Here is a 20,999-nt window from a genome sequence, read left to right as displayed (position 1 = left end):
TTGGAAAAGACCGATGAATAGACAAGCAATCAAGTGGGCCGCCGCGCTGGCGCTGGCGTCCCTGGCGACGGCGGCGCACGCCGACGCCACCCTGGACCGCGTCAAGCAACGCGGCAAGCTGGTGGTGGGCGTGGACGGCGCCAGTCCGCCGTTCGGCCTGCTCGATCCGGCCACTGGCAAGGTCGGCGGCTTCCAGACCGAGCTGGGCCGCGATATCGCCACCCGGCTCGGCGTCACGCTGGAGACGGTGCCGGTGACGGCCGCGACCCGGGTGCAGTTCCTGCAGGCGGGCAAGGTCGATCTGCTGATCGCCAACATCCAGTGGACCCAGGAACGCAGCGAGATCCTGAGCTATGCGCCGACCCCGTACAACCTCGTGGGCGGGGCGGCCATGGTGTCCAAGCGCAGCGGCATCAAGCGCTGGGAAGACCTGAAGGGCAAGGTGGCCTGCGTGTCGCAAGGCAGCAATTTCGCCAAGCCGCTGCAGGAAACCTATGGGGCGGTGGTCAAAGGCCTGCGCAACATCCCTGAATCGCTGCTGGCGCTCAAGGGCGGCAGCTGCGATGCGTCGGTGCACATCCAGCCGGCGCTGTACGAGACGCTGCACGGTCCCAACGGCAAGGAGTGGGATGGCTTCGAGCTGGCCACGCCGGACCAGCTGATCCCGTCGCCCACCGTGATCTGGACCCGCCGCAACGAGGCCGACACGCGCGCCTTCGTCGATGGCGTGATCCGCGACTGGCACAAGTCCGGCCTGCTGGTGAAAGAGGCCGACAGGTTCGGCGTGCCGGCCGATTACCTCAAGCAGGCCAACGCCGACGCGCAGGCCGGCAAGTTCGACAGCGCTCCCCCCGAGGCCCAGGCCAAGCCATGACGACGGCCGCCAGGGACACGCTCGATCCCCTGAACCTGATGAATCCCGGAAAGGTCCCGTCATGACTGAATCCCTGTTTCCCGGCGTGTTCGCGCGCCGCGTCCGCGGCGTGGAGCTGTCGCCGATTGCCGCGGCCGGCGCGCGCGCCGCGCGGCTGGCGGCCGAGGGCCGCTCGATCGTGGTGCTGACCTCGGGCGAGCCCGACTTCGACACGCCCCAGGCCATCAAGGACGCCGCCGCGCTGGCGCTGGCGCAAGGCCAGACCAAGTACACGCCGACGGCCGGCACCGCCGCGTTGCGGCGCGCCGTGGCCGATGGCTACCGCCAGCGTCACGGCCTGCCGACCGAGTCGGCCAACGTCATCATTTCCAACGGCGGCAAGCAGGTGATCTACCTGGCCCTGGCCGCCACGCTCGACGAGGGCGACGAGGTGATCGTGCCGACGCCGTACTGGCCCACCTTCCTGGATTCGGTGCGGGTCAACGGCGGCACGCCGGTGCTGGCGCCGACGGCCCAGGCCGATGGCTTCAAGCTCACGCCGCAGGGCCTGCGCCAGGCGCTGACGCCGCGCACCAAGTGGCTGATCCTGAATTCCCCCGGCAATCCGTCAGGCGCGGTCTACAGCGAAGCCGAGCTGGCGGCCTTGGCCGCGGTGCTGCGCGAACATCCGTCGGTGCTGGTGCTGTGGGACGAGATGTACGAACAGATCTGGTTCGACGAGGCGCCCACGCACCTGCTGCGCGCCGCGCCGGACCTGGCGGGGCGCACGCTGGCGGTCAACGGTGTGTCCAAGGCCTACGCCATGACCGGCTGGCGCATCGGCTGGGGCGTGGGGCCGGCGGCGCTGATCGGCGTGCTGGAGGCGGTGCAGTCGCAGGTGTCGTCGGGCCCCAGTTCGCTGGGCCAGGCCGCCGCGCTGGTGGCGTTGCAGGGCGTGGCCGATGACTTCGTCGAGAACGCGCGCCTGGCCTATACGCGCCGGGCGCGCGTGATCGTCGACGGCCTGGGCACGGTGCCGGGCCTGAGCGTGGCGGCGCCGCGCGGCTCGTTCTTCGCCTGGATCGGGGTGGCCGGACTGATCGGCCAGGTCAGGCCCGATGGCGCCGTCATCGCCAACGATGGCGACGTGGCCGACTGGCTGCTGGAGGCCGAGGGCGTGGCGGTGGTGCGGGGCGCGGCCTATGGCTTGTCGCCGTACCTGCGGCTGTCGTTCGCCGCCTCGGACGCCAAGGTGGCGGAGGCCGTCGCGCGCATCGCCCGCGCGGTCGCGACGCTGCGGCCGGCGGCGCTGGAGGCGGCCGCATGATCGAACAGGCATTGCAGGCCTGGGTGCATTTCTTCAAGCCCCTGGGCCTGAACTACGGCTTCGTGCTGGATCCGGGCGAGCTGTCCGCCTTCGGCCACGGCCTGCTGGTGACGCTGCAATTGTGCGCCTGGACCATTCCCGTCAGCCTGCTGTTCGGCGTGCTGATCGCGGCCGGGCTCACCAGCGGCCGGCCCTGGCTGGCGCGGCCGCTGCAGGCCTTCGTCGAATTGACCCGCAATACGCCGACGCTGGTGCAGCTGTATTGCGCCTTCCTGGTGCTGAACATGCTGATCACGCAGAAGCTGGGCGGCGGCAGCCCGATCACGCCGTTCATGTGGGTGGTGATCGTGGTGGCGCTGCACAAGGGCGTGTTCCATGCCGAGGCGCTGCGCGCCGGCATCGAGGCGGTGCCGTCGGTGACGCTGGAGGCGGCGCGCTCGCTGGCCTTCTCGCGCCGCCAGATCCTGGCGCAGGTGCAGCTGCCGCTGGCGCTGCGCTTCGCGCTGCCGGCGCTGGTCAACAATCTGGTGGACCTGGTGAAGATGACCGCGATCGCCTCGGCCATTGCGGTGGGCGACGTGACCTACGAGTCCATCATGATCTGGTCGCACCGCGACAACGTGCTGGAACTGCTGCTGCTGATCCTGCTGTATTTCGGCCTGCTGACCTGGCTGGTGAGTGTCGCCGGACGCTGGCTCGAAGCGCGCCTGAGGATGCCTGGCTATGGCCAATGAACTGGTATTGAATGCGGCCGCGGCGCGCCGGGCGGGTGGCGGATGGCTGGCATGGCTGCGCGATCCGTGGGTGGTGCTGCTGCTGGTCCTGGTGATCCTGGGCGTCGCCTGGGCGCTGACCGATACCGCCCCGGCCGCGGTGCGGCACCTGTGGCACTGGTCGCCGGCGCTGCTGCGTGGGCTGGGCATGAACGTGCAGATCAGCGTGCTGGCGATGGCGCTGGGCACGGCGCTGGGGTTGGTGGTGGGCGCGCTGTCGCTGTCGCCGTCCAGGCCGCTGCGGCGCCTGACGCGCGCCTATGTGTTGGCGTTCCGCAACGCGCCGATCCTGGTGCTGGTGTATTTCACCACCTACGTGTTCCCGTTCGAGCTGAGCCTGGGCGGCTGGAACCTGCCGTTTCCGGACTGGATCAAGGTGGTGATCGGGCTGGGCCTGCCGGCCAGCGCCAATGTCGCCGAGATCTTCCGCGGCGCCATCCAGTCGATCCCCGAAGCCCAGTGGGAGGCGGCGCAATCGCTGGCGTTCCGGCGCGCGCAGATCTTCCGCATGATCGTGCTGCCGCAGTGCGTGCGGCGCATGCTGCCGTCGTGGATGAACCTGTACGCCAGCATCACCATGAGCACCTCGCTGGCCTCGCTGGTCGGCGTGCACGACCTGGTCGACACGGCCACGGTGGCCAGCAACACGGTGGCGCGCAGCGACTTCACCGTGCTGGTCTATTTCACGCTATTGGCGCTGTTCTTCGCCTATTGCTATCCCATCGCGCGCTGGACGCGCCATCTGGAACGACGCTATGCGCATCATTGACAACGGCGCCCGCGCCGCCGAGCTCCCGCTGGTCAGCCTGCGGGACGTGCACCTGGCCTTCGGGCAGACCGAGGTGCTCAAGGGGATCGACGTCGAGGTCCGTCCGGGCCAGGCTGTCTCCATCATCGGCCCGTCGGGCTCGGGCAAGTCCACCATCCTGCGCTGCATCACCGGCCTGCTGCGGCCGCAGCGCGGCGCGATCGAGGTCGGCGGCGTGCGCGTCGATGCGCTCAAGACCGAGTCCGAGCTGATCGCCCTGCGCAAGCGCGTGGGCTTCGTGTTCCAGCAATACAACCTGTTCCCGCACCTGAGCGTGCTGGAGAACCTGGTGATCTCGCCCATCAAGGTCAACGGCCAGCCGCGTGCCCAGGCCCAGGCGCTGGCGCGCGAGCTGCTGGCCAAGGTGCGCATGGACCACAAGGAAAACGCCTATCCGGGCGAACTGTCGGGCGGCCAGCAGCAGCGCGTGGCCATTGCCCGCGCGCTGGCCCTGCGGCCCGAACTGATCCTGTTCGACGAAGTGACCTCGGCGCTGGACCCGGAAATGGTGGGCGAAGTGCTGACCGTGATCCGCGACCTGGTGCAGGACGGCCTGACCTGCGTGCTGGTGACGCACGAAATGCGCTTCGCCCAGGAGGTGAGCGACGCGGTGTACTTCACCGAGGCCGGCCGCATCGTCGAGCACGGGCCGCCGGCCCGCATTTTCGGCCGGCCCGACAGCGAGCGCACCCGCGCCTTCCTGCAACGCGCCTCGGCCGAGCCGCCGGTGCGGCGCGCCCAGGCCGATCCGATCGACGCCTACCTGACCTTTGACCCGCTGCGTCTTGCAGTGTGACGCTTTTCCGAACCTCCGGAGCCGATATGACAGCCGCTAATTCCGTTACCCTTGAACGCCGCCAGCGCGTGCAGGACACCCTGGCCGACATTCGCGGCCTGCTGGCCGCCGCGCCGCTGACCCGCGACCTGCTGGCACAGATCACCGGCCGCCTCGAACAGCTGGCGCAGCAGCGCGCGCTGTTTCCCGCCGCCGAGTTCCCGCCGCCGGCGCCGGGGCAGGGCGTGGGCGCCTCGACCCGCTACCGCCTCAATCCCGACGCCGCCGCGGGCGAACCGGCGCTTTACCTGAACTCGATCAACCCCGGCAAGACCACCTTGCCGCACAATCACACCACCTGGGCGGTGATCGTGGCGCTGTCCGGCCAGGAACTGAACCGCGTCTACCGTCGCAGCGACGATGGTTCGCAGCCCGGCCGCGCGACCCTGGAACAGGTGCGCGAGGTGGTGGTGCAGCCGGGGCAACCGGTGTCGTTCCTGCCGGACGACATCCACAGCATCCATGTCACGGGCGACGAGCCGACGCTGCATTTCCACCTTTACGGCCAGCCGCTGGAAACGTTATCGGGCCGCATCGGCATCGACCTGGCCACCGGCGAGATCGTCAACTACAACGCCACCCAGATGAAGCCCGGCCAGGAGCAGCGCGCATGAGCCTCGACCACGCCCGTGTCCAGACCCGGCTGGTGCATGCCGGCAGCCCCGACCTGAAGCAGGGCGCCGGCCCGGTCAACGTGCCGGTGGTGCGCACCAGCACCGTGCGCTTTGCCGACACCGCCACCCATGCCGCGCTGAACGCGCAGCGCGCCGCCGGCGAGCGCGTCGCCACCTATGGCCGCCATGGACTGGACACGCACCAGGCGCTGGAAGCGGCGGTCGCGTCGCTGGAAGGCGGCCACCGCAGCATCCTGGCGCCGTCCGGCCTGTCGGCCATCGTGCTGGTGCTGCTGGCCACCCTGGCGCCGGGCGAGCATGCGCTGGTGTCCGACAGCGTCTATTCACCGGTGCGGCGCGTCGACAAGGCGCTGCTGCAGCGCTACGGCATCGAGGTCGAGTACTTCTCGCCCGGCCGCGACGATCTGGCTGAACGCTTCCGCCCCAACACGCGGCTGCTGTACATGGAGTCGCCCAGCTCGCTGCTGTTCGAGGTGCTGGACCTGCCGGCGCTGGCCGCCCAGGCGCGCAGCCGCGGCGTGCTGGTGGCCACCGACAACACCTGGAGCGGCGGCCTTTACTACCAGCCGCTGGCGCTGGGCGCCAACATCTCGATCCAGGCCGCCACCAAGTACCTGGCCGGCCATTCCGACGTGATGATGGGCGTGGTCTCGGTCGACAGCCCCGAGCTGGCGCGGCAGGTCGGCGCCACCTACGACGCGCTCGGCCTGGCGGTGGGCGCGGACGATGCCTACCTGACGCTGCGCGGCCTGCGCACGCTGGACGTGCGGCTGGCGCGCCACCACCAGAACGCGCTGAGCGTGGCCGAATACCTGTCGCGCCATGGCGATGTGGAACGGGTCTTTTACCCGGCGTTGCCGCAGGATCCAGGCCACGCGCTGTGGCGGCGCGATTTCAGCGGCGCCAGCGGCCTGGTGTCGTTCGCATTGCGGGCCGAGCAGCCGGGCGCGGCGGCGCGCTTCATCGACGCGCTGCGCCATTTCTCCATCGGCGCGTCCTGGGGCGGCTACGAAAGCCTGGCGCTGGAAGCGGCGCCGGAAAGGCTGGCCGAGCACAGCGTGTGGCAGGGCGGCCATGAAGTGGTGCGGCTGCACATCGGCCTGGAGCATCCGCTGGACCTGGTCGAGGACCTCGACCGGGCCTTCGGCGCGGTCCGCGACGGCCTGCGCCGCAGCGCCTGACGCATATGCAAATGACCACATTTCCTTAGGGATTCTGATTATGTAGAAGCAATTACAACGTCTTTTTCCGGTTGGACCTTCGGGGTCTAGAATTTGCCTTGTTCCAAGGTTGGCGGCAGGGCATGTCCTCTATTTCTTCGATCGGATCGGTACAGCTTTCCTTCGCGGCGCGGCAGCTGGATGCCGTGCGCGAGTTCTACCGCGGCACCCTCGGGCTGGATGAAATGCCGGTCCCGGAGGGGCGCCTGCTGTTCGCGCTGGGCGACGCGACCCTGTCGCTGTCGCCGGTGGCCGAGGTCAGCCGCGAGCTCAGGGCCGACTACCTGGCCATCCGCACCCGCGCCTACGACGATATCCTGCTGCGGCTGCGCGACGCCGGCTTTCACCCGGTCTGTTCGCTGCCCGACGCCTCGCCGCGCGTCATGTACGTCAAGGACCCCAGCGGCAATCAACTGGCATTTCTCGGCTAGGCGGCGGCATCCCATGAACTTCCAGCAACTGCGTTCCGTGCGCGAGGCCGTGCGCCGCGATTTCAACCTGACCGATGTGTCCGAAAGCCTGCATACCTCGCAGCCCGGCGTCAGCCGCCAGATCCGCGAGCTGGAGGAGGAGGTCGGCGTCGACATCTTCGTGCGCTCGGGCAAGCGCCTGATCGGCCTGACGCCGCCGGGCGAGCAGATCCTGCCGCTGGTCGAGCAGATCCTGCAATGCGCCGACAACATCCGTCATGCCGGCGCTGAGTACGCCGACAGCCGCAAGGGCGTGCTGTCGATCGCGGCCACGCATTCGCAGGCGCGCTACGCCTTGCCGCCGGTGATCAAGGAATTCCGCCAGCGCTATCCCGAGGTGGTGCTGCACCTGCACCAGGGCTCGCCCAAGCAGGTCTCCGAGATGTTGCTGGAAGGCGAGGCCGATATCGGCGTGGCGACCGAGGCGGTGGCCGACTATCCCGGCCTGCTGAACCTGCCGTGCTACCGCTGGAGCCACAGCATCATCGTGCCCAAGGGCCATCCGCTCGCCGCGATGGACGGCGGCATCAGCCTGTCGCAGCTGTCGCGCTATCCCATCATCACCTACGGGCGCGGCTACACCGGCCGCGCCCACATCGACGAGGCCTTCGCCCGCGCCGGCATCACGCCCGACATCGTCATGACCGCGATGGACGCCGACGTCATCAAGACCTACGTCGAGCTGGAACTGGGCGTGGGCATCGTGGCCGCGGTGGCCTGGGACGCCGAGCGCGATACGCGGCTGTGCGCCATCGACGCGCGCCACCTGTTCGAGATCAACCTGACGCGCCTGGCGATCCGCCGCGGGGCGTGGCTGCGCGGGTATGCCTTCCACTTCATCGAGATGTTCGTGCCGACATTGACGCGCGCGGTGGTGGACCAGGCGCTCAAGGGCGAAGCCTGAGACCAGGCGCGGGCGCGCGGCTGCGTGGCCTGCGCGCCTGGCGCGATGCCGCGCCGTGCCGGCCGGCGGGCATGCGCGCATCGCCGTCCGCATAACCATAGACGCATTTCTACGTTGTCCGCGCCCGGTCGCGGACGTAGGCTGATCCGGTTCTTCAACCCCAGGAATGCCGGATCCCATGAGCACCCATCCCGATGCGGCCGCCGCCGCTTTCCGCCACGATACCGAACGCGCCCGCGCCGTGCGCGACTTCATCGCGCAGGTCAAGGCGCTGGTGCCGGACCCCGCGCGCGCCACGCCCGAACAACTGGCGCCGGTGGCCCGCCTGCTCGAAGCGCTCGGACGCCGCGCGGAATTGTTTCCCGCCGAGGCCTTTGCCGTCGTGCCCGGACGGCCCACCTCGATCTACCGCCTGGCCGAGGACGCCGACGGCGGCTACGCGTTGTACCTGTCGCTGGGCGAGCCCGGCAAGGCGCAGCCGCCGCACGACCACACCACCTGGGCCATCATCGCCGGCGTGGCGGGCAACGAGCGCAACGAGGTCTATGCGCGCAGCGCCGGCAATGAGCCGGGGCGCGACGTGCTGACCCACGTGCGACGAGTGGACGTGGCGGCGGGCAATTCCATCGTGCTGGGACCGGCCGACGTGCACACCATCGAACTGGTGGGCGACGCGCCCGGCGCGCACCTGCATTTCTACGGCCTGGCGCTCGACCGCCTGCACGGCCGCGTGGTGTTCGAGAGCACCGCCGGCGGCGCCTATCGCACCTTTTCGCCGCCCGCCGCGATCTACCATGCGCGCCTGTCGCCCGCCGGGTTGCAGGAGGCTTTGCGCGGCGAGGCCGAGATCGCCGTGCTGGACGTGCGCGAAGCAGGCCGCTACGCCCGCCGCCATCTGCTGTACGCGGTGCCGGCGCCGCTGTGGCGCCTGGAGGTGCTGGCCGACCGCCTGGTGCCGCGCCGCGACACCCGCATCGTGCTGGTGGACGACGACGAGACCCTGGCGCACCAGGCCGCCGCCAAGCTGACGCGCCTGGGCTGGACCGACATCTCGGTGCTGGCCGGCGGCACCGACGGCTGGGAGCGGGAAGGGCGCGAACTGTTCTCTGGCACCAACGTGCCCAGCAAGGCGTTCGGCGAAGTCATCGAACACGAAAAGCACACGCCGTGGATCGACGTCGACGACCTGCACGAGCGGGTCGCGCGCGGCGACGACATCGTGGTGGTCGACAGCCGCACGCCCGAGGAATTCCACAACTTCACGCTGCCGTTCTCGCACAGCCTGCCGGGCGCCGAGTTGGTCTACCGCATCCGCGAGCTGGCGCCGGATCCCAAGACCTTCGTGGTGGTGAACTGCGCCGGCCGCACGCGCAGCATTGTCGGCGCGCAGACGCTGATCGACGCCGGCATCCCGAACCGCGTCGCGTCGCTGCGCAACGGCACCATGGAATGGCTGCTGTCCGGCCGCGAGCTGGCCTATGGCCGCCAGGCGGCGCTGCCCGAACCGTCGGCCGACAGCGCCGCCGCCGCGCGCGAGCAGGCGCGCGGCGTGGCGCAGCGTGCCGGCATCGGCCATATCGACGCGGCCACGTTGCGCGCCTTCGAGGCCGAGCAGGGCACGCGCACGCTGTACAAGTTCGACGTGCGCACCCGCGAGGAATACGAGACCGGCCACCTGCCGGGCTGGCGCTGGGCCCCTGGCGGCCAGCTGGTGCAGGCCACCGACGAGTACCTGGCCACCCGCCGCGCGCGCGTGGTGCTGGCCGACTGGGACGGCGTGCGCGCCCAGACCACCGGCGCCTGGCTGGCGCAACTGGGCGCGGTCGAGGTCTACCTGTACCAGCCGCCGGCGCTGGTGCCGTTGGAACGCGGCGCCGAACCGCGGCGGGTGCTGCGGCACCGGCCCGACGTGCCGGCGCTGCGGCCGCAGGCCTTGCAGGCGGCTATCGACGCGGGTTCGGCGGAGGTCTTCGACATCGAATCGCGCTTGGCCTACGAGCGCGGCCACGTGCCGGGCGCGCGCTACGCCGCGCCGGATCGCCTGCATGAGTTCCTGCCGGCCGACACGCAGCGCACGATCGTGCTGACCTCGCCCGACGGCGTGCTTGCCGCCGTGGCGGCGGCCGAACTGGCCTGGCGCACCGGCCGCCCGGTGCGCTACCTGCTGGGCGGCACCCGCGCCTGGCAGGCGCAGGGCCTGCCGCTGGCGCAAGGCGCCGATGGCGTGCTGACGGGCGACGACGACCAGAGCATCAGTCCGTACCTGTTCGACGATCTCTCGGCGCGCGACAAGGGCTTTCGCGACTACCTCGATTGGGAATTGGGGTTGGTGGCGCAGCTGGAGCGGGATGGCAGCGAGGATATCCGGCTGATTGCGGCGGCTTGAAGCCGACTCGACCACCTGTTTTCACGCTATCACGAGATATACGCGGGCAGCGAAATCTATCGGATACCTCGGAGGAGTGAAGTGGCGCCGACGCCGAAAGTGTTCAACGGAATAAGCATGCCCGGACGCCATATCAGGTTGCGGAAAGCCAATCGCTTAGATAGGAACAAGACTGGCCAGCTCATCCCAATGCGGGTTGAGCAGCCTGATGTCGCCGTATTCGGAAGCCATCTTCGTTCACTCCAATCGTCAAGAACTACGGTTTCACTTCGCTATTGCCCAATGCAGATGAAGCTGCTACGGGGATGATCTCCGCATCTGCCCACGGGGGCAGGCGGATGGCGGACCATGTTGTGGTAGCGATATCCAGCAGAGCCATTCCTCCGAGCCTGTTGCCCCGCGTGGAGGGCTGATCCATGTAGATCGCCGCGATATAGTCGCCGCCGGGCGCGCATAGCAATTCGCGAGGCTCAAATACCGACCCTGAATTCCCAGGCATTAACTGCCACCCTTGCCGCACGCCTTGCGAGGACAGGCGGATCACACTCAATCCATGGCGACGCGTTTGTCCCTGGATGCAAAGATGGCCAGCCCGGTCCTGGGACGGCAGTTCGGCATGCAAGATTCCATCAAAGGCACATGGGACCGGCACCCTGTCGTCTCCACGTCTCATTCGATAAATCTCGCTACGCCCATAGCGATCGTGGTAATCGGTGAAGAGCCCGGACGGGCCGTAGGACTGGAAGAGAATTTCGTCGTCCGAAACGTATTGCGCCTGTCCCCCTTCGACAAACTTGAACAAACCCGAGAAAGGGCGTTCCGTGCCGCGCGAGAGGTCAAACTCCCACAGATCGAACTCCAGAAGGCGCACGCGCCGACCTGGTGGCAACAGGCGCGCACTGCGCCAGAATGCGATCCTCGTCTCGTCCAGAGACATGAAAGGGGATAACTTGTTTCCTCGCGCCGCCGGAATGATCGCCAGCACACCGCCTTCGCTGGGCATCAGCGCAATTTCAGATTCATCCAGCGAGCGGCGCTCTTCGTCTTCGGAGTCACCGGGAATCTTCCGACGAGACATTACGATGTAGCGTCCTTGCGGCGAATAGTGCGCGTACGTGTAGCGAAAGCCTTCAGGCAATCCGTAGCGATACAAACGGCCTGTCTTCAACTGGTAACGCATCACGTCACAGCGCTGATGAATCCGCTCAACGCACTCGACGAACAACCAGTCGCTGCCATTCGGATGAATGCTCAGCGAACGGATCTCACGGCCGCCATTGGGCGGCGAGAAGCGCGTCTGCGCGGTGGGCGTCGCCACCTCGGCCGCGGCCCTCGCTTTCACTTCGGTAGTCGAGGGTGGTGAGGCGAGGAAAGACCACCACAATGGCAAGACGCAAGCCGCCGTCAAAGCCGCGGCGAAGGTCCATCCTCGATTTCGTTTCATCATTGCGTCCGCTTGCCTTCAGACGCCCGCAGGACAGCGGGACGATGCCCAACAACGTATATCGATCGTCAAGGTGACGAAAGCGCCGATTCGGCTAAAGCGGACCAACCTCCGTCAAGCCGCCGTTGTCGTCGACGGGCGCCCGAACTCACGCGAGGCGCTATTAATAGGAATTGTTCCTATTGTGGCCGTTCGAGTCTGGAGTTGTAGCGGGCATCGAGATACGTTGCCGAGGATTGTTCCGCCGCTTTGGCGGGCTTCTGACCTGTGCGAAGGCGACGATGAAGCGAAATCGAGCGTGGATTTTCGCGGCAGGCGCGACGGTGGTCTGCGTGCTGCCCCTGTGGTGGTCGCTCTGGACTTCGGCTTCCCTGGGCGCGCACGAGAAAAAAGCACCCACCGCTGTGGTGGAAACGCCGACCACGCGGACACCGTTCTCGCCACCCAATGCTGGCAGGGATATCCGCTCCCTGAGTGTGCATCCGAACGGCGTGGATTGGCTGTTTGTCGAATGCGCCCAAAGCGGCGACAACCGTTGCGACGTCATGCGTTACCAACTCGATTCCGGCCGGCTGTATCGCTACGCGCTGCCGCCCGCTTATTCCTATACCTATGCGCGCTATTCGCCCAAAGGCAATTTCATTGTGATGTCGCGCATGCCCGTCTATGGAGATACCGAAGTCGAGCTGCGCCGTTCGCTTCATGACCTGCAAATCGTACTGATGCGCGCGGACGGCAGCGCCTTCGAGGTTGTGCCGGTTGCGCCGGGCAATAAGTTGTCGCCGTTCATGTCTCCCGACGAGTCGCGGATCGCATTCTGGCGCAGCGAGCGCCTGGTTCCTCCGGGCCGGCGAGTGCGGCTGCTGGAGTTCGATATCTGGGAGTTCGACCGGCGCGGCATGCATGAACAGCCGTTCGCGGGCATCTTCAAATTTGTGGAAGGTGGCCAGGCGCAGTACATCTCGGACGATGAAATCCTGCTCGAATCCTTTGGTCCGTCCGGCCTGTTTTCACGCTATCACGAGATATACGCGGGCAGCGCAATCTATCGGATGCGTCGGGGGAATGAGGTGGTGCCGATCCCCGTTGTGTTCGACGGAATAGAGCATGCCCAGATGCCATCCATGGACCGCGCGGGATATCTCTGCCTCTGGGGGCAGACGCCGCGCTATGGACTCACCATCATTCGAATTTCCGTGGACGGGCGGCGCCAAGCCTGGCAGGAGGTGCCATTGTCGTCGGAGCCATGGTTCGAGCCGAGGGAGCTCGTTTGCGATTCGAGCGGGAGGTATATCGCATCTATATATCGAGATCACCCGGTACGTTTTGGCGGCGGTACGGGCGGGCTCGCCATGCTCGATATCGCTACCGACACATGGTCCACGGTTCCACTTCCCCCACCGTGGAAGGCAGAAGAAATCCCAGTCGCAGTCTCGCACGAAGAGGCGCGCGTCAGGCCTTAGTGCTTTAACACAGAGGAAACCGAAATGGCATCCGAGGACGGCAGCATCAGAATTCAAGATCCGAGCTCGAACCCTTCCAGTTGGCTACCGGTATATGGCAGGTGGTGCGGGCCGGATTGGTCCGCCGGGGAGCGGGGGACGACGAAGAGCATGGCCGAACTTGTTCGAGAACGCGTTTTTCAACGTATCGGTCCCGCCGGCGGATCCAAGGTCGAGAGCCCGTTGGATCTGCTCTGCAAGGAGCATGACTTGGCCTACTTTGAGGCAGAAAGTCACCCTGGCAGTGAAGCAACGCAGAAATTTGAAGCGGATATGGATCTGCTGAGAAAAGTTGCCGCACTCGACGAAACTCTGCTCACGAAAAGCGAGAAAACCTACAGCAAACTGATGGCGCTCGCTTTCGCCGAGAAGATCTTCAACGTCGATGTCCCCGCTCTTGGATACGAGGTGGTCGTGACGGCGATGAAGGATCTGCTGCTATCGCTCCATGGCCTCTTCGAAAAAATTGAGGGTCTGTCCTATATGGATCAGTTCGGCGCCATGATGTGGGGAGCGGTCGATGAAGGAGACCTCCACGGCGGGTTCGGTGATCAGGAATTCTGGGATATCCCGTTCACACGGTTCACGCTGACCGCGACCGATACGGCGGGGCGCAGTGCGCTAATTTCGTATTACGCGGATCCGTATCGGCAAGCTCACGGTATCGCTGCTGTTGTCGCTGGCGAAATAGTCGAAGGATCGGCCCGAACGATAACAATCTATGACGATGGCTTTGTCACTGCGCAATCCGGTGTGCAGGACCCTGTCGTGCTGGCGGAGCCATTGACCATGGCCTGGCCTGGGCTGTATCTCGACGATTTTCAGGTCTTCCCTGACGTGATCCCTGTCAGATCGCCCGCGGCGACATCGGAGCCTCCCGTAAGCGATCCGGATGTGGCGAGTATGCCGATACCTTCGATCATCGACGTCGGGCCGATAACCTTATATCCATTGCCGTCGGTCCCTTTACCTTCGTTACCCGAACCAACCGCTCCTCCTGAGGGGCAATCGGCGCCGCCCGACAGAACTGATGGCGGTCCGTTTTACGCGGTGTTGGTAGACCCCCCGTTTCCTGACGACGGAACGGGTTTGAAGGGGCCGCCACCGCCACCCATTGTGGTCTACGGCAGCCCCAGCAATGACTGGTTCAACGCGACTTGGGACCTGTTCCAATGCGATAGCCCCGACTTTTTCACGAAGAGTTTCTGCGATGGCCTGCTGCGTGACGCTAATCCCTTGGCGACTGATCGGGCCGCCGACCTTCGGATAGGGCAGGACCTCGATCAGCTCGTTGCAGCCGATGCGCACCGGATGGAGATACAGGCGCAGCAAGACAAGCAATCCAGCGCGCCGCAATCCGATACGGACAATGCGTGGCCGTTCGACGGAAGCTGGGCGCTCGCGGACGCGAGTTGCGCCGTGGTGGGCAATAACGTCGATGATGTCGGCTGGTGATCCGGCGCGCGCGCACCGCTTACTTGAACAACGCCGCGTTCTCTTCCAGCACCGTATCCGCGCATTGCGCGTCCAGGTTGCCGCCCGGCGCGCCGGCCACGCCGATGGCGCCGATGACGTTGTTGCCGGCCTTGATGGGCACGCCGCCGCCCAGCAGCAGGTAGCCGGGGATGTCGGTCAGGTTGGCGGCGCCGGGGTTCTTCTGCGCGTTTTCCATGATGGCCAGGGTCGGCGCCTTGGCGGAGGCCGAGGTGAAGGCCTTGGCGCGGCTGGCTTCGATGGTGTGCGGGCCGGCGTTGTCGGCGCGCACGAAGGCCTTGAGCAGGCCGGCGCGGTCGACCACCGAGGCGCTGACGTTGTAGCCCTTGGCCTGGCAGGCGGCGACGGCGGCGCTGGCCAGCTTCTGGGCGTCGGCGGTCGAGATATTGCTTTCGGTGAGCACGGCGGCTTGGGCGGCGCCGCTGACGGCGAGCGTGGCAACCAGGGCGGCGAGCGGGTGGCGGGTCATGGTCTGCGTCCTTTTTTCGTGTGGGGATCAGGAGCAGTCAGTGTGGCCAAAAGGGCGGCGGCGCGGTATACGCCCGATTACCCACGCGCCTCCGTAGCGCTACGGAGGCGGCGGGCCGGGCTTCAGTCCAGCAGCGTGGCGTACTGGCGGATCAGCTGCGCCAGCGAGTCGGCTTCGAGCTTGGCGAAGACGTTGGCGCGATAGGTTTCGACGGTCCGCGGCGACAGGTCGAACTCGCGCGCGATTTCCTTGTTGCTCATGCCCTGCACGATGCGCTCGAGCACTGCGTGCTCGCGCGTCGACAGGCGCGCCAGGCGGTCGGCGGCGGCCTGCGTCACGGCCAGCCGCTCGCGGCGGGCGATGTGGCCGCGCACGGCGGCCTGCACGGCGTCCAGGAACACGTCGTCGTCCACCGGCTTTTGCAGGAATTCCATGGCGCCACCCTTGAAGGCGCGGCGGCACAGGTCGACATTGGCGTGGCCGGTCAGCATCACCACCGGCAGGTCGGACGTATCGGCCAGCCGCGCCAGCACGTCGAGCCCGCTGATGCCGGGCATGCGGATGTCCAGCACCACGCAGCCGATGGCCTGCGGCGCCAGCTGCGCCAGGAATTGCTGCGGGTCGGCATGGCTTTCGCTGCGCAGGCCGACGGTGCGCAGCAGCAGCGCCAGCGCGTCGCGCACGGCGTCGTCGTCATCGACCAGGTAGACCAGCGGCGATTGGGCGGACAGGTTCATGCGGCGTCTCCGGCCAGCGGCAGCGCCAGGGTGAAGCAGGCTCCCGCGGGTTGCAGGTTGCGCGCCGCGATGCGGCCGTCCATGGCGCCGGCCAGCGTTTCGCAAAGCGCCAGGCCCAGTCCCATGCCCTGGGCGCGGGTGGTGTAGAACGGCGTGAACAGCCGGGGCAAGGCGTCGGCGGCGATGCCGGGGCCGTTGTCGCTGACGCTGAAGACGTAGGTGGCGCCGTCGGCGCGGCCTTCGAGCGCGATGTGGCGGGCGCCGGAGGCGCCGGCCAGCGCGTCGGCGGCATTCTGCACCAGGTTGTGCAGGATCTGTTCCAGCGCCACCCGGTCGGCCAGCGGCCGGGCCTGGGGGCTGGCGTTGCGCCAGCTCAGCTGGATGCCCTGGCGCGCCAGCTCGGGTTCACGCAGGAAACGCAGCGAGGCCACCAGCGCGTCCGGGTCCAGCGCTTCGCGCCGGCCCGGCGCGCTGGGCTGCACCAGGGCGCGCATGCGAGTGATGATGTCGGCGGCGCGCTTGGCCTGTTCGGCGCTGGCCAGCAAGGCGCGGCGCACCGTGGGGCGTTCCTCGTCGTCGTCCAGCAGGCGTTGCGCGGCGCGCGTCTGCGCCAGGATCGCGGTCAGCGGCTGGTTCAGCTCGTGGGCGATGCCGGCCGCCATTTCGCCCAGGGTGCTCAGGCGCGCCATCGCGGCGACGCGCGCCTGTTCCTGCTGGCGCCTGGCCTCGGCGCGCGAGCGTCGGCCGGCCGACACGCCCGCCACCAGCAGCGCGCTGGTCAGGGCCCACAGCAGCCACGGCAGCCAGGGCCAGGTGGCCGGCGTCAGCGTGCGCGCGCTGTGCAGCATGAAAGGCTGGCTGGCCGCGCCCAGCGGTTTGGCCAGCGCCAGCGGCCAGCCGGACGGGGCGGGTTCGGGCTGGCGTTGCAGCAGCGCCAGCGGCTGCGGGCCGATGGCAAGCGTCAGGTTGGCCAGGCCGGCGGGAAAGTCGGCCGCGGCGAGCAGGTCGCGCGCGTCCACCAGCAGGCTCCAGCTGGATGGCGACACCAGCCAGTAGCGGGCGGCGTCCAGCGGCAGCGTGACGGGGCGGCCCAGGCCGCGGGCCTGCGCCACGGCGGCGCGCAGGCCGGGCGGCTCCGGGGCGCTGCCGGCCCAGGCGCCGTCCGGCAGGTAGCCGAGCGCGCGCAATTGCGGCATGGCCGGACGCAGGCTGGGAAACAGCCGTTCGGGCGCGGGCGGATGCGACAGCGCGGCCAGCGTGGCCAGCACGGCTTCGTGCTGCACGGTCTTCTGGCTCAGCATGCGTTGCGCCACGCTGGTGTCCTGGAAAAAACGGTCGTACTGGTCGACGTAGTGCTGGCGGCCGATCCAGAGGGCGCCAAGGCAGAACAGGACCAGCCAGTAGAGGAGGGCGCGGTGGCGCAAGGGGGGCTTCACGCTGGAATTATGCCCTGCGGGCCGCCCGCCCCGGAATCCGTAGGGCTACGGAGGCGGGCGCCGCCGCTTCAAGCGGCCAGGCGGTCGCTGTCGTCGGTGTCGGGCGCGGTCTGGGAAGCGGCCGACAGCGCCATCTGGTGCAGCGCGGCCACCAGGTCGGATTGGGTCACCAGGCCGACCAGCACGCGGTCCTCGCCCAGCACCGGCACGCAGTGCAGGCTGTCGGACATGGGGCGGGCCAGTTCGATCGCGGGCAGGTCGGGGTGGGCGAACGGCACTTCCGAGCGCATGCAGTCGGCCACCAGCAGGTCGGCGGGCGCGCCGCCGGCCGCGGCCACCTGGGCCGGCCGGCTCTTGCGCGCCAGCACGTCGCCCTGGGCCAGCATGCCGGCGTAGTGGCCGGCGGAATCAAGCACCGGCAGCCATTGCAGCCGGTGCTTGTCGAACAGGCGCACGGCGTAGTCCAGCGGATCCTGCTGCTGCACCGAGACCACGTCGCGCGACATGATGTCGGCGCAGCGCACGTCGCCAAAGCGGCGGCGGCTGGCGCGCAACTCGGCCGCCAGCACGATTTCCTCGAGGTCTTCCTTGCTGATGTCGAGCAGCTCGCCGCGCTGCGCCAGGGCCTGGTCGAGATCGGCGCGCGAGAAACCGAGCCGCGCGCTGGGCGCCGGATCGCGGGTCTGGTGATTGGTGGCCGGTTCGGCGTGGCGGCGCGGGTAGTTGCGCTTGAGCAGGCCGTTGAAGACCACGGCGATGCTGAGCAGGATGGCGGAATTCAAGGCCACCGGCCACAACGCGAAGCCATAGCCCAGCGCCGCCACCTGCGGTCCGCCCAGCACCGCGGTCAGGGCCACGGCGCCGCTGGGCGGGTGCAGGCAGCGCAGCCAGAACATGGTGGCGATCGCCAACGCGACGGCGGTAGCCGCGGCCACGCCGGGGTCGGCGATCGATTGGGCGCAGAACACGCCGATCAGGGCCGAGACGAAATTGCCCGCCATGATCGACCAGGGCTGGGCCAGCGGGCTGGCGGGCGCGGCGAACAGCAGCACGGCGGAAGCGCCCATGGGTGCGATGAACCACGGATTGGCGCTGCCCAGCGCATGGTGTCCGACCCATTCGGTGCAGAACAGCCCGACCAGCGCGCCTACCGCGCCATAGAGCTTCTCGCGTGTATTGACGCCGACCGGCGCTGGCGCGAACGCACCCAGCCAGCGCTTGATTGCCACACCCAAAACCTTCTCCTCGCCGTTCCAGATATATCGGGGGACGACAATTTATCACGCGGCGCGCCGGGCGGCGGCATGAGCTTATGCCTGCAAGTGATAAGAAACGCGGGAATCAGCGGTCGGCGGGATCGTCGCCGATGCGCGCCAGCAGCCGTGTCAGCAGCGGGCGCATGGCGCGCAATTCTTCCAGGTGGGAAGCCGACAGGCTGGCCAGGATGCGCTCGGCCTTGTCGGTCAGCACCACTTCGACGCGGCGGCCATCGGCGGCATCGGGTTCGCGGCTGACCAGGTCGAGCCGCTCCAGCCGGTTGACCAGTTCGGCGGCGGTGTGCGGTCGCACCAGCAGGCGTTCGGCGATCTCGCCCACGTACAGGCCGCGTCGGCCAGGCGCGCCGGGGCGGCTGCCCTTGATGGCCAGCAGCGCCTGGTGCTGCTGCGGCATCAGTTCAAGGCCGGCGGCGGCGTTTTCGCTGAAGGCGGCGAACTTGCGCAGCGCGTAGCGGAAATCGGCCAGCAGTACGTAGTCCGAGGCGGAGGGCAGGGCGGGGGGCTTGGAACGTTTCACGGGCCGATTCTAATATATGTCGTGATACGATGTATTTGATCTTTCGCAAATCTCCCTCCCGCCCGGCTTGCCGTTTTCTTCCCTTTCCCCTCGAATCATGCCTCCCGTTTCTTCTTCCGCCCGCGCCTTGCGGCTGGGCGACTTCACCACCGACAAACGTGTCGTGCTGCTGATGGCGCTGGCCGTGCCGACCGGCCTGGCCAGCGTGGCCGCCGCCTGGGCCCTGCTGCGCCTGATCGCGCTGTGCACCAACCTGGCCTACCACGGCCTGTTTTCGTTCGCCGACCTGCCCATCACCACCGGCCGGCTCGGGCCGGCGTCGGTGCTGATTCCCGTCGTCGGCTGCCTCATCATCGGCCTGATGGCCCGCTATGGATCCGAGAAGATCCGCGGCCACGGCATTCCCGAGGCGATGGAAGCCATCCTGATAGGCAAGAGCCGCATCGCGCCCAAGGTCGCGGTGCTCAAGCCGGTGTCGTCGGCCATTTCCATCGGCACCGGCGGCCCGTTCGGCGCCGAGGGGCCCATCATCATGACCGGCGGCGCCATCGGCTCGCTGCTGGCGCAGACCATCCACTTGAATGATGGCGAGCGCAAGACGCTGCTGGTGGCGGGCGCGGCCGCGGGCATGACGGCGATCTTCGCCACGCCGCTGGCCGCGGTGCTGCTGGCGGTGGAGCTGCTGCTGTTCGAATGGAAGCCGCGCAGCTTCCTGCCCGTGGCCACCGCCGCGCTGGTGGCCGCCGCCGCGCGCGCCTTCGTGCTGGATGCCGGGCCGGTCTTCAGCTACGCCGGCGCCATGTCGTTCACGCCGTGGCACTTGCTGGCGTGCGCCGCCGTGGGGGTGTTGGCGGGGCTGGGCTCGGGCGTGCTGACGTCGCTGGTGTACGCGGCCGAGGACCTGTTCGAGAAACTGCCGCTGCACTGGATGTGGTGGCCGGCCCTGGGCGGCCTGGCCATCGGCATCGGCGGCCTGATCGACCCGGCCGCGCTGGGCGTGGGCTATGACAACATCCGCCACCTGCTGGCCGGCGACCTGGCGCTGCAGGCGGTGTTGCTGCTGCTGGTGGTGAAAGTGGCGATCTGGTCGATCGCGCTGGGTTCGGGCACCTCGGGCGGGGTGCTGGCGCCCTTGCTGATCTTCGGCGGCGCCCTGGGCGCGTTGGCCACGCCGTGGCTGCCGCAGGCGGCGCCGGGCTTCTGGGCGCTGGTGGGCATGGCAGCGATGATGGGCGGCACCATGCGCGCGCCGCTGACGGCCACGCTGTTCGCGGTCGAGCTGACCGGCAACCTGGGCGCGTTGCTGCCGGTGCTGGCCGCCTGCGTGTTCGCCTACGGCGTCACGGTATTGCTGCTGCGCCGTTCCATCCTGACCGAGAAAATCGCGCGCCGCGGCCACCACATCAGCCGCGAATACCGGGTCGATCCATTCGACCTGCTGCGCGCCAGCCAGGTCATGACCACGCCGGTGCAGACCCTGCCGGACGCCTTGACGGTGGCGCAGGCGATCGCGCATTTCACGACCGCGCAGCCGGTGCACACGAGCTATCCCGTCATCGATGCCGAGGGCGTGGCGGTGGGCGAGGTGACCCGCGCCGACAGCCTGGCCTGGGCGCTGGAGCCGGCGCGGCAAGAGCAGACCCTGGCGCAGGCGCTGCAAGGGCGCGAACTGGTCTACGGTTATCCCGAGGAACTGGCCAGCCAGATCGCCGACCGCATGGCGCTGTCCGGCGCCGGCCGCGTGCCGATCCTGGAGCGCGGCACCGGCCGGGTGCTGGGCATCGTCGGCCGCAAGGACCTGTTCCGCAGCCGCGCCCGGCGCCTGCGCGAGGAAAGCGAGCGCGCGGCATTCCTGCGGCGGGCGCCATCTTCCGGAGCCTGATGCGCCTGGCTCGCCAGCGGCCACTGCGCG

At 68.1% G+C, this 20,999-nt stretch carries 19 protein-coding genes; 13 read left to right on the top strand and 6 right to left on the bottom strand.

All coding sequences use genetic code 11. From position 1 onward, the window contains the following. The first annotated feature begins 13 nt into the window (after positions 1 to 13). The 10 genes from AT699_RS14915 (at position 14) to AT699_RS14870 (ending at position 10,211) form a co-directional block, all read left to right on the top strand. Positions 14 to 874: a transporter substrate-binding domain-containing protein gene (locus tag AT699_RS14915; RefSeq protein ID WP_006385364.1), complete on the top strand. Its 861-nt coding sequence runs from the start codon at positions 14 to 16 to the stop codon at positions 872 to 874. 61 nt (positions 875 to 935) lie between these two features. Next, positions 936 to 2,180: an aminotransferase class I/II-fold pyridoxal phosphate-dependent enzyme gene (locus tag AT699_RS14910; protein ID WP_024068941.1), complete on the top strand. Its 1,245-nt coding sequence runs from the start codon at positions 936 to 938 to the stop codon at positions 2,178 to 2,180. After that, positions 2,177 to 2,914, top strand: coding sequence for an amino acid ABC transporter permease (locus tag AT699_RS14905; RefSeq protein WP_024068940.1), 738 nt, complete (start codon positions 2,177 to 2,179; stop codon positions 2,912 to 2,914). The genes AT699_RS14910 and AT699_RS14905 overlap by 4 nt, the downstream gene beginning before the upstream one ends. Then, the gene (locus AT699_RS14900) at positions 2,904 to 3,722 is read left to right on the top strand and encodes an amino acid ABC transporter permease (RefSeq protein ID WP_024068939.1); all 819 of its coding nucleotides are present in this window, start codon (positions 2,904 to 2,906) and stop codon (positions 3,720 to 3,722) included. Before AT699_RS14905 ends, AT699_RS14900 begins: the two co-directional genes overlap by 11 nt. After that, on the top strand, positions 3,709 to 4,557 hold the full coding sequence (locus AT699_RS14895) for an amino acid ABC transporter ATP-binding protein (RefSeq protein ID WP_024068938.1): 849 nt from the start codon (positions 3,709 to 3,711) through the stop codon (positions 4,555 to 4,557). Before AT699_RS14900 ends, AT699_RS14895 begins: the two co-directional genes overlap by 14 nt. Positions 4,558 to 4,583: 26 nt before the next feature. Next, complete coding sequence (locus AT699_RS14890; RefSeq protein ID WP_024068937.1) at positions 4,584 to 5,210, top strand: cysteine dioxygenase family protein; 627 nt, start codon at positions 4,584 to 4,586, stop codon at positions 5,208 to 5,210. After that, the gene (gene metC, locus AT699_RS14885) at positions 5,207 to 6,412 is read left to right on the top strand and encodes a cystathionine beta-lyase (RefSeq protein ID WP_024068936.1); all 1,206 of its coding nucleotides are present in this window, start codon (positions 5,207 to 5,209) and stop codon (positions 6,410 to 6,412) included. The genes AT699_RS14890 and metC overlap by 4 nt, the downstream gene beginning before the upstream one ends. A gap of 122 nt (positions 6,413 to 6,534) precedes the next feature. Beyond that, positions 6,535 to 6,882: a VOC family protein gene (locus AT699_RS14880; RefSeq protein WP_006385371.1), complete on the top strand. Its 348-nt coding sequence runs from the start codon at positions 6,535 to 6,537 to the stop codon at positions 6,880 to 6,882. A 13-nt stretch (positions 6,883 to 6,895) separates the two neighbouring features. Beyond that, a complete protein-coding gene (locus AT699_RS14875; protein WP_006385372.1) occupies positions 6,896 to 7,825 on the top strand; it encodes a CysB family HTH-type transcriptional regulator in 930 nt (309 codons plus the stop codon). Between the two features lie 178 nt (positions 7,826 to 8,003). Continuing rightward, positions 8,004 to 10,211: a rhodanese-like domain-containing protein gene (locus AT699_RS14870; protein WP_024068935.1), complete on the top strand. Its 2,208-nt coding sequence runs from the start codon at positions 8,004 to 8,006 to the stop codon at positions 10,209 to 10,211. Between the two features lie 256 nt (positions 10,212 to 10,467). On the opposite strand, the gene AT699_RS14865 is transcribed toward AT699_RS14870, so the two are convergent. Next, positions 10,468 to 11,658, bottom strand: a complete 1,191-nt coding sequence (locus AT699_RS14865) for a TolB-like translocation protein (RefSeq protein ID WP_232254229.1) — start codon at positions 11,656 to 11,658, stop codon at positions 10,468 to 10,470. 179 nt (positions 11,659 to 11,837) lie between these two features. Between AT699_RS14865 and AT699_RS14860 the strand changes: the two genes are divergently transcribed. Together AT699_RS14860 and AT699_RS14855 are read left to right on the top strand one after the other, a co-directional pair. Beyond that, positions 11,838 to 13,118, top strand: coding sequence for a TolB-like translocation protein (locus AT699_RS14860; RefSeq protein WP_233639494.1), 1,281 nt, complete (start codon positions 11,838 to 11,840; stop codon positions 13,116 to 13,118). Between the two features lie 150 nt (positions 13,119 to 13,268). Next, positions 13,269 to 14,612 carry a hypothetical protein gene (locus AT699_RS14855; protein WP_155523067.1) on the top strand — a complete coding sequence of 448 codons (1,344 nt, stop codon included), beginning with the start codon at positions 13,269 to 13,271 and terminating at the stop codon, positions 14,610 to 14,612. Positions 14,613 to 14,631: 19 nt separating this feature from the next. Here AT699_RS14855 and AT699_RS14850 read toward each other — a convergent pair whose 3' ends face one another. From AT699_RS14850 to AT699_RS14830, 5 genes are all read right to left on the bottom strand, one after another. Next, complete coding sequence (locus AT699_RS14850) at positions 14,632 to 15,120, bottom strand: GlcG/HbpS family heme-binding protein (RefSeq protein ID WP_006385378.1); 489 nt, start codon at positions 15,118 to 15,120, stop codon at positions 14,632 to 14,634. A gap of 122 nt (positions 15,121 to 15,242) precedes the next feature. Next, the gene (locus AT699_RS14845; protein ID WP_020927790.1) at positions 15,243 to 15,857 is read right to left on the bottom strand and encodes a response regulator transcription factor; all 615 of its coding nucleotides are present in this window, start codon (positions 15,855 to 15,857) and stop codon (positions 15,243 to 15,245) included. Next, entirely contained in the window at positions 15,854 to 17,293 is a 1,440-nt protein-coding gene (locus tag AT699_RS14840; protein ID WP_058207319.1) for a sensor histidine kinase, read from the bottom strand. Before AT699_RS14840 ends, AT699_RS14845 begins: the two co-directional genes overlap by 4 nt. A gap of 68 nt (positions 17,294 to 17,361) precedes the next feature. Then, positions 17,362 to 18,528 (bottom strand): HPP family protein, encoded by a 1,167-nt coding sequence (locus tag AT699_RS14835; protein WP_024068932.1) that lies wholly within the window; start codon positions 18,526 to 18,528, stop codon positions 17,362 to 17,364. A gap of 106 nt (positions 18,529 to 18,634) precedes the next feature. After that, entirely contained in the window at positions 18,635 to 19,087 is a 453-nt protein-coding gene (locus tag AT699_RS14830; protein WP_024068931.1) for a MarR family winged helix-turn-helix transcriptional regulator, read from the bottom strand. Positions 19,088 to 19,184: 97 nt separating this feature from the next. Between AT699_RS14830 and AT699_RS14825 the strand changes: the two genes are divergently transcribed. Continuing rightward, a complete protein-coding gene (locus tag AT699_RS14825) occupies positions 19,185 to 20,969 on the top strand; it encodes a chloride channel protein (RefSeq protein ID WP_020927787.1) in 1,785 nt (594 codons plus the stop codon). Positions 20,970 to 20,999 lie beyond the last annotated feature (30 nt).

The sequence above is a fragment of the Achromobacter xylosoxidans genome (assembly GCF_001457475.1).
Classification (GTDB): domain Bacteria; phylum Pseudomonadota; class Gammaproteobacteria; order Burkholderiales; family Burkholderiaceae_B; genus Achromobacter; species Achromobacter xylosoxidans.
The sequence above is the reverse complement of the archived record's forward strand: the minus strand, read 5'-3'. Positions and strand labels throughout refer to the sequence as shown.

Coding starts and splice junctions, on each gene's coding strand:
- AT699_RS14895 (WP_024068938.1), top strand. CDS start 3,709: ATGCGCATCATTGACAACGGCGCCCGCGCCGCCGAGCTCCCGCTGGTC.
- metC (WP_024068936.1), top strand. CDS start 5,207: ATGAGCCTCGACCACGCCCGTGTCCAGACCCGGCTGGTGCATGCCGGC.
- AT699_RS14910 (WP_024068941.1), top strand. CDS start 936: ATGACTGAATCCCTGTTTCCCGGCGTGTTCGCGCGCCGCGTCCGCGGC.
- AT699_RS14880 (WP_006385371.1), top strand. CDS start 6,535: ATGTCCTCTATTTCTTCGATCGGATCGGTACAGCTTTCCTTCGCGGCG.
- AT699_RS14915 (WP_006385364.1), top strand. CDS start 14: ATGAATAGACAAGCAATCAAGTGGGCCGCCGCGCTGGCGCTGGCGTCC.
- AT699_RS14850 (WP_006385378.1), bottom strand. CDS start 15,120: ATGACCCGCCACCCGCTCGCCGCCCTGGTTGCCACGCTCGCCGTCAGC.
- AT699_RS14875 (WP_006385372.1), top strand. CDS start 6,896: ATGAACTTCCAGCAACTGCGTTCCGTGCGCGAGGCCGTGCGCCGCGAT.
- AT699_RS14845 (WP_020927790.1), bottom strand. CDS start 15,857: ATGAACCTGTCCGCCCAATCGCCGCTGGTCTACCTGGTCGATGACGAC.
- AT699_RS14905 (WP_024068940.1), top strand. CDS start 2,177: ATGATCGAACAGGCATTGCAGGCCTGGGTGCATTTCTTCAAGCCCCTG.
- AT699_RS14900 (WP_024068939.1), top strand. CDS start 2,904: ATGGCCAATGAACTGGTATTGAATGCGGCCGCGGCGCGCCGGGCGGGT.
- AT699_RS14865 (WP_232254229.1), bottom strand. CDS start 11,658: ATGATGAAACGAAATCGAGGATGGACCTTCGCCGCGGCTTTGACGGCG.
- AT699_RS14870 (WP_024068935.1), top strand. CDS start 8,004: ATGAGCACCCATCCCGATGCGGCCGCCGCCGCTTTCCGCCACGATACC.
- AT699_RS14825 (WP_020927787.1), top strand. CDS start 19,185: ATGCCTCCCGTTTCTTCTTCCGCCCGCGCCTTGCGGCTGGGCGACTTC.
- AT699_RS14855 (WP_155523067.1), top strand. CDS start 13,269: ATGGCCGAACTTGTTCGAGAACGCGTTTTTCAACGTATCGGTCCCGCC.
- AT699_RS14890 (WP_024068937.1), top strand. CDS start 4,584: ATGACAGCCGCTAATTCCGTTACCCTTGAACGCCGCCAGCGCGTGCAG.